General features: G+C 53.9%; 8 protein-coding genes. 6 read left to right on the top strand and 2 right to left on the bottom strand.

Annotation, left to right across the window (positions count from 1 at the left end; genetic code table 11):
• The first annotated feature begins 250 nt into the window (after positions 1-250).
• Positions 251-1,399 carry a murein transglycosylase A gene (mltA, locus tag IAE30_RS29685; RefSeq protein WP_200681617.1) on the top strand — a complete coding sequence of 383 codons (1,149 nt, stop codon included), beginning with the start codon at positions 251-253 and terminating at the stop codon, positions 1,397-1,399.
• A gap of 132 nt (positions 1,400-1,531) precedes the next feature.
• On the top strand, positions 1,532-2,338 hold the full coding sequence (tcdA, locus tag IAE30_RS29680) for a tRNA cyclic N6-threonylcarbamoyladenosine(37) synthase TcdA (RefSeq protein ID WP_045833720.1): 807 nt from the start codon (positions 1,532-1,534) through the stop codon (positions 2,336-2,338).
• Here the strand turns inward: tcdA and csdE are convergent.
• Both csdE and csdA read right to left on the bottom strand, forming a co-directional pair.
• Complete coding sequence (gene csdE / locus IAE30_RS29675; protein WP_045816410.1) at positions 2,326-2,775, bottom strand: cysteine desulfurase sulfur acceptor subunit CsdE; 450 nt, start codon at positions 2,773-2,775, stop codon at positions 2,326-2,328. The two genes, tcdA and csdE, sit on opposite strands and share 13 nt — an antisense overlap.
• Before the next feature lie 4 nt (positions 2,776-2,779).
• Positions 2,780-3,985, bottom strand: coding sequence for a cysteine desulfurase CsdA (gene csdA / locus IAE30_RS29670; RefSeq protein ID WP_200681616.1), 1,206 nt, complete (start codon positions 3,983-3,985; stop codon positions 2,780-2,782).
• A gap of 208 nt (positions 3,986-4,193) precedes the next feature.
• Between csdA and IAE30_RS29665 the strand changes: the two genes are divergently transcribed.
• From IAE30_RS29665 to rlmM, 4 genes are all read left to right on the top strand, one after another.
• Complete coding sequence (locus IAE30_RS29665) at positions 4,194-4,418, top strand: YgdI/YgdR family lipoprotein (protein WP_034823084.1); 225 nt, start codon at positions 4,194-4,196, stop codon at positions 4,416-4,418.
• Positions 4,419-4,827: 409 nt separating this feature from the next.
• Positions 4,828-5,745: a transcriptional regulator GcvA gene (locus IAE30_RS29660; RefSeq protein WP_045816412.1), complete on the top strand. Its 918-nt coding sequence runs from the start codon at positions 4,828-4,830 to the stop codon at positions 5,743-5,745.
• Positions 5,746-5,795: 50 nt separating this feature from the next.
• On the top strand, positions 5,796-6,191 hold the full coding sequence (locus IAE30_RS29655; RefSeq protein ID WP_034823080.1) for a DUF423 domain-containing protein: 396 nt from the start codon (positions 5,796-5,798) through the stop codon (positions 6,189-6,191).
• Positions 6,184-7,284 carry a 23S rRNA (cytidine(2498)-2'-O)-methyltransferase RlmM gene (rlmM, locus tag IAE30_RS29650; protein ID WP_200681615.1) on the top strand — a complete coding sequence of 367 codons (1,101 nt, stop codon included), beginning with the start codon at positions 6,184-6,186 and terminating at the stop codon, positions 7,282-7,284. The genes IAE30_RS29655 and rlmM overlap by 8 nt, the downstream gene beginning before the upstream one ends.
• The last annotated feature ends 321 nt before the right edge of the window (positions 7,285-7,605 follow it).

Genomic DNA, 7,605 nt, shown 5'->3' with positions numbered 1-7,605 from the left:
CTTCGGGTTATGAGCCCGACGAGCTACCAGGCTGCTCCACCCCGCGTCCGTGGATGCGCACTATACTCTCGACGCGCGGCGATGCAACCTCTTTTTGTGTTAAAGCCTTAAATTTACAGCCAGTTGGTGATTAATAGTGCCATTGGGCGATTAATTGTACAGATGTGAGCGCGGTATCTCGTGGCGGATTTCATTCTCTCTGCCCCTTTGCTATCGTCGCGGTGCAAACAACCGAGAAAAAGAGAAAGTGATGAAAGGACATTGGGCGAAGTATGCACTTACTGGCGCGTTTCTCGCGCTGTTAGCGGGTTGTAGTTCTAAACCGACTGACCGTGGTCAGCAATATATCGATGGCAAGCTGGAGCAACCGCTCGGGCTGGTCAATGAACCGAATGCCAAAGGGCGTCCGGTGAATGGCAGAGATTTTGGTGTGCAGATCCAGCAGATTCAGAGTGCCTCAAGCGGCTTATACAGTCGCAACACCGGCACTTACAGCGCAATCCAGAACTGGTTGCTCTCCGGCGCGGATACCCGTCAGCTGAGCCAGTTTGGCCTTAACGCTTATCAGATGGAAGGCACCGATAACTACGGTAATGTGCAGTTTACCGGCTACTACACGCCAGTGGTGGAAGCACGCTACACGCGTCAGGGAGAGTTCCAGTATCCCATTTACCGCATGCCACCGCGCACACGCGGTCAGAAGTTGCCGAGCCGTGCTTCTATATACAGTGGCGGACTTGATGATCGTTACGTGATTGCCTGGAGCAACTCGCTGATCGACAACTTTATGATGGACGTGCAGGGCAGCGGTTACGTTGACTTCGGTGATGGTCGTCCACTGCGCTTCTTCGGCTACGGCGGCAAAAATGGCTGGGCCTATCACAGCATCGGCAAAGAGCTGATCGATCGCGGTGAAGTGAAGCGTGAAGATATGTCGATGCAGGCGATTCGTCAGTGGGCACAGGAACATACGCCGGAACAAGTGCGTGATGTGCTGGAAACCAACCAATCCTTCGTGTTCTTTAAGCCGGAAGAGTACGTGCCGGTGCGCGGTGCCAGTGCGGTGCCGCTGATTGCCAAAGCCTCGGTGGCATCCGATCGTTCATTGATTCCCGCAGGCACGGCATTGTTAGCGGAAGTACCGCAGTTGAACGAGAAGGGCAAATTTAACGGCAAGTATGAGATGCGCCTGATGGTGGCACTGGATGTGGGTGGGGCGATCAAAGGCCAGCACTTCGACATCTATCAGGGTGTCGGTCCGGACGCTGCGCACCTTGCCGGATTCTACAACCACTATGGCCGCGTTTGGGTGCTGAAAGCCGCGCCAGGTGCAGGACAGCCGCTGTTCAGCAATGCGCAAAATGGCAATAATGGTTCACTGATTATCGGGGCGAATTGATATTCTTCCCTGCGGCAAATCAGCGGGAGTATTCAGCTGATTTGCCATGGGTCGACAGTCTTCGCGATCCAACGCGTCCATCACTGTTTCTGTAGGGTGCGCATTCATGCGCACCGCATCAAAAGGTTTGATATGAAAGTAGTCAGCGATGCCTGGCGGCAACGTTTTGGCGGTACGGCACGTCTGTATGGGGAAGAGGCGCTGCAGCGTTTTGCCGACGCCCATTTTTGTGTGATTGGTATAGGCGGTGTCGGTTCGTGGTCTGCCGAAGCGTTAGCGCGCACCGGGATTGGTAAAATCACGCTGATCGATATGGACGACGTCTGCATTACCAACACCAATCGCCAGATCCACGCTCTGCAAGGCAAAGTAGGACAAGCGAAAACCGAGGTGATGGCGGAGCGTATTCGCGCCATAAATCCTGAGTGCGAAGTGATCTGCATTGATGATTTCATCACGCCGGATAACACCGCTGAGTTACTGTCAGCGGGTTTCGATTACGTGATTGATGCGATTGACAGCGTGCGCCCGAAAGCGGCGTTGATTGCCTGGTGCCGCCGTAACAAGATTCCGTTGATCACCACTGGCGGTGCGGGCGGGCAAATCGATCCGACGCAGATTCAGGTCAGCGATTTAGCCAAAACCATTCAGGATCCGCTGGCGGCGAAACTGCGTGAGCGTTTGAAAAGTGATTTTGGCGTCATCAAGAACAGCAAAGGCAAGCTAGGGATTGATTGCGTATTTTCCACTGAGGCACTGGTCTATCCGCAGCTGGATGGCAGCGTCTGTAGTTCGAAAAGTACCGCTGATGGCCCCAAACGCATGGACTGTGCGGCGGGCTTCGGTGCGGCCACTATGGTGACCGCCACTTTTGGTTTTATCGCAGTCTCGCACGCGTTGAAAAAATTCCTTGCACGCGCGGCGCGTCAGGCTGCTTGATGTGTCCGCGCGTGGCGCTGCACTGCATCTGCTAACGCCTTTAAACCACTGCTGCGCGAGGCGCTAAGCTGCGCACGCAGGCCTAAGGTATCAAACAACGCCAGCGGATCTTGTGCTAACAGATCCGCTGGCGTTTTGCCTTCCACCGCCGTCAGCAGCACTGCCAGCAAACCGCGTACGATGCGGCCTTCACTGTCACCGTAAAAGTGCAGCGTGCCGTTCGGCAGCCGTTGGCTGCTCAGCCAGACACGATTTTCGCAACCGCTCAGCTCAATAGCTGCCGTCTTCACCTCATCTTCCAGAACGGGCAACTGGCGGCTGAGCTGGATCAACTGGCGATAGCGATCTTCCCACTGATGAAAATGGGTAAACTTTTCGGTCAGGCTGGCTTCAGTAATCACATCGCCAAAAGGATGTGGGCCGATCAGGGTAGTCATAACGTTATTCACTCAACAGGTCTACGGCATGATGCATGGCGCGCACCAGCGCATCCACATCCTGCAAATTATTATAGGGCGCGAATGACACGCGCAAGGTGCCGCTGACACCCAGTGCCGCCATTAATGGCTGGGCACAATGCTGTCCGGCGCGCAGGGCGATGTCTTGTTCTGCCAGCAGCGTGACAATATCGCTGTGATGAATCTCCGCGATATCAAACGCCAGCAGACTGGCATTACCACAACGAAAACTGCGGAAGCCGGGAATCTCGCTTAATTGCTCTTCGGCGAGGCTGGCCAGTTGCTGGCTCCACATCTCTGCTTTTTCAGCGTGGTGATGCGACAGCCATTCCAGCGCCGCGCTCAGGCCCACCACACCAGCCACATTGGGTGTGCCTGCTTCGAACCGCCATGGCACCGCCTGCGGAGTAAAGCCATCGAAGTCGACGTGCGTCAGCATTTTGCCGCCGCCTTGCCACGCATCCATCTCGTCCAGCAACTCGGCTTTGCCATATAGCGCTCCAACGCCCATTGGGCCATACAGCTTATGCGCGGAGAAAGCATAAAAGTCGATGTCCAGCGCCTGAACGTTGGGGGGAGCATGCACCACGCCCTGTGCGCCATCTACCATCACTTTGGCGCCAACATGATGCGCCAGGGTTATTGCCTGTGCCAGATCCGGACAGCCACCGGTGACATTCGACATTTGCCCAATCGCCAGCAGCTTAGTGCGTGCATTAAGCAAATCAGGCAGCAAGCGGATATCGGGTAGACGATCTGCACCAATCGGCCATTTCACCACCTTCGAGCCAGCAGCTTGCGCCACCATTAACCACGGCACCAGATTGGCGTGATGCTCCGCCTCGCTCACCACAATCTCATCACCGGGTTGTAAGCGCGGAGCCAGCCAGCTGTTGGCTACCAGATTGATAGCCTCCGTGGTGCCACGCGTCCAGACAATCTGGCGGTCATCACCCGCCTGCAGCCATTTGGCCACCCGGCCGCGCGCTTGTTCATACTTCTCCGTCAGGTCGCGTGCTGATTTGAACTGGCTGCGATGCACGGTACCTGCGCTCAAGCTATAGAACTGCGACGTGGCGTCGATCACCGCCTGAGGCTTCAGGGCAGTGGCTGCGCTATCAAGATAAACGCCCGCATCGCTTAATGCAGGAAACTGCGCACGGAAGGCGGTTGGGGAGAAGATGGTCATACGAAACCCACTGTGTTCAATTTTAGGACCAGGCTGAAACCCGGCCGATTCGCTGGCAAAGCTGGAAAAGCGCGTTATGCTAATTATTGCAAGGTTTGAACCGCAACCCGCATAACGAATCGACCTTAACCAGTCGATTTCACTTTTTGCTGCCTCTGGTCAGCGCTTGCGGGTGGTTTAATGCAATCAATCTGCAAGGAGATAGAAGATGAAAAAACTCGCCGCAGTGCTGGCCGTGTGTACCATGGCCTTTACCCTGGCTGCTTGTTCCAGCAATTATGTCATGCATACCAATGATGGTCGCACCATTGTAGCGGACGGGAAACCGAAAGTTGACGATGAAACCGGTATGATCAGTTATAAAGATGCCAATGGCAACGAGCAGCAGATCAATCGTACAGATGTGAAAGAGATGGTTGAGATGGGTCAGTAAGCAGCAAGCCAAAAAATTTCCCGGAGAAATTTTTACGTCGCTTCAGTGACGGCCCTAATGGGGTACACAGGGATGTGTAGGACAAAAAAAAGCACCGCAATTTGCGGTGCTACATAAAATCACTTGGACAGACAGGGTAAATCTACAGGAATTAAAAGTTTGATCTGCAATCGTCAGATCAAAATGCAAACACAACATCACGACCACAAGCCAAAAGCTCTCCAAAAGTCTGCGATCTCTCGCACGTTTCCAGAAATCTTTTCGTTCCGGCTCAGGAAGTGCGGCAACTATAGGTATTTGCTGGAGCTTCCTCAACGGACAAATTATAATGTCTCGGATTAAAATAACTAATACGTAACGACCTTGTATAAGTCGGACTGTTACCTTGTGAATCCGCTGATGGAAAACCATGTCTAAACGCCTTCCACCGCTTAATGCTTTACGCGTCTTCGATGCTGCAGCCCGCCATTTAAGCTTTACAAAAGCCGCTGAAGAGCTGTTTGTCACCCAGGCAGCTGTTAGCCACCAGATTAAATCTCTGGAAGATTTCCTCGGTCTTAAGCTATTTCGACGGAGGAATCGTTCGCTTTTACTGACAGAAGAAGGTCAAAGCTACTATCTGGATATCAAAGAGATCTTCTCGGCTATCAACGATGCGACGCGTAAACTTCAGGCGCGCAGCGCGAAGGGTGCCTTAACCGTCAGTCTGTTGCCCAGCTTTGCCATTCAATGGCTGGTGCCACGTCTTTCCAGCTTTAATATGGCTTATCCGGGCATCGATGTGCGTATTCAGGCGGTGGACCGCGATGAAGAGAAACTGGCCGATGATGTTGATGTGGCGATTTTCTATGGTCGCGGTAACTGGCCGGGCCTGCGCGTTGAGAAACTGTATGCCGAATATTTGCTGCCGGTCTGCTCGCCCATGTTTCTGACTGGCGACCATCCGCTTAAAACGCCCGCCGATCTGGCGCACTTTACGCTGCTGCATGATGCTTCGCGCCGCGACTGGCAATCCTATATCCGTCAGCTAGGATTGCAGCACATTAATGTGCAGCAGGGGCCGATCTTTAGCCATAGCGCGATGGTGCTTCAGGCGGCGATTCACGGCCAGGGCGTGGCGCTGGCGAATAATGTGATGGCGCAGAGTGAAATTGAAGCTGGACGGCTGGTCTGTCCATTTAATGACGTGTTAGTCAGTAAAAACGCTTTTTATCTGGTTTGTCATGACAGCCAGGCAGAACTGGGTAAAATAGCCGCCTTTCGTCAGTGGATCCTGGAAAAAGCCGCAGCTGAACAAGAAAAATTCCGCTTTCGCTACGATCACTAACGCGTTGAGTGCTGCACAGTGATGTGCAGTTTCATCCTGAGGAACAATGAATGTCCAGTCGTGCCATGTTTGTGTTTGCCGCCATCAGCGGATTTCTGCTGGTGGCCTTTGGTGCTTTTGGGGCACACGTGCTGAGCAAATCGCTCGGCCCGGCGGAAATGGCGTGGATCCATACCGGTCTTGAATATCAGGCCTATCACACATTGGCGGTGATCGGTCTGGGTGCAGCCATGCTGCGCCGCGCCAATATCTGGTTTTACTGGAGCAGCGCCGCGCTGGCGCTCGGCACCGTGTTATTCAGTGGCAGCCTTTATTGCTTAGCGCTGTCACACTTGAAGTTTTGGGTTTTTGTTACGCCAGTGGGAGGATTGTTTTTCCTGATTGGCTGGTTCTTGATGTTGATTGGCGCATTGCGTCTTAAACGAAAGGCGGATCGCCATGAATAAAGTTTTACTCTATTGCCGTCCTGGCTTTGAGAAAGAGTGTGCGGCGGAGATCAGTACCAAAGCCGCTGAGCGCGAAGTATACGGTTTTGCCCGCGTTAAAGATGATTCCGGCTACGTGCTCTATGAGTGCTATCAGCAGGAAGATGCGGAAAAGCTGATTCAAACACTGCCGTTTGCCGAGCTGATTTTCGCCCGTCAGATGCTGGTGGTAGGCGAACTGCTGCGCGATTTACCGCCAGAAGATCGTATTACCCCGATTGTCGGCATGTTAACGGGTGTGGTGGAGAAGGGCGGTGAGCTGCGCGTTGAAGTGCCGGATACTAATGAAGCGAAAGAACTGACCAAGTTTTGCCGTAAGTTAACCGTGCCGCTGCGCGCCAGCCTGCGTGAGAGTAAAATCCTGCTCAACTACGAGTCGCCAAAACGCCCAGTGATACATGTGTTCTTCATTGCTCCGGGTACCTGCTATGTCGGTTATTCGCTGCCAGAGAACAACTCCCCGTTCTATATGGGGATACCGCGCCTCAAGTTCCCGTCGGATGCCCCAAGCCGTTCAACGCTGAAACTGGAGGAAGCGTTTCATGTCTTCATCCCGGCCGATGAGTGGGATGAGCGTTTGGGCAGCGGCATGTATGCCGTGGATCTGGGTGCTTGCCCTGGCGGCTGGACTTATCAACTGGTCAAACGCAGCATGTGGGTGTACGCCGTAGATAACGGTCCGATGGCCCCCAGCCTTATGGATACCGGGCAAGTCACGCACTGCCGTGAAGATGGTTTCAAATACCGCCCATCGCGCAATAACATCAGCTGGCTGGTGTGTGACATGGTGGAAAAACCCGTTCGCGTCGCCAGTTTGATGACGGAGTGGCTGGTCAATGGCTGGTGCCGTGAAGCAATCTTCAACCTCAAATTGCCAATGAAAAAGCGTTATGAAGAGGTCACGCAAAATCTGGCTATGATGGATGCGTCGTTGAAAGAGAAGGGAGTGAATGCCCAGATTCAGGCGCGCCAGCTGTACCACGACCGTGAAGAGATTACTGTGCATGTGCGCCGGCTTTGGGCAGCGGTTGGCGGCCGTCGCGACGAACGCTAATCCTGCTTCATACTTTGCACTACAGCCGCGTTGGCTGCGCTTGCTCGCCCCGGTCACATACTGATGTATGCTCCCGGGGACTCTCGCACTTGCCGCCTTGCTGCAGCAAAAATTATTTCGCAGGATGCATTTCCCGTCATACTTCGCGCCACAGTTGCGTTGGCTACGTTTATACGCCCCAGTCACATACTGATGTATGGTCCCGGGGACTCACGCACTTGCCGATCCTGCTTCATACTTTGCACTACAGCGGCGTTGGCTGCGCTTGTTCGCCCCAGTCACATACTGATGTATGGTCCCGGGGACTCACGCACTTGCCGA

Source organism: Pantoea sp. S61, assembly GCF_016625145.1.
GTDB lineage: Bacteria > Pseudomonadota > Gammaproteobacteria > Enterobacterales > Enterobacteriaceae > Pantoea > Pantoea rwandensis_B.
The sequence above is the reverse complement of the archived record's forward strand: the minus strand, read 5'-3'. Positions and strand labels throughout refer to the sequence as shown.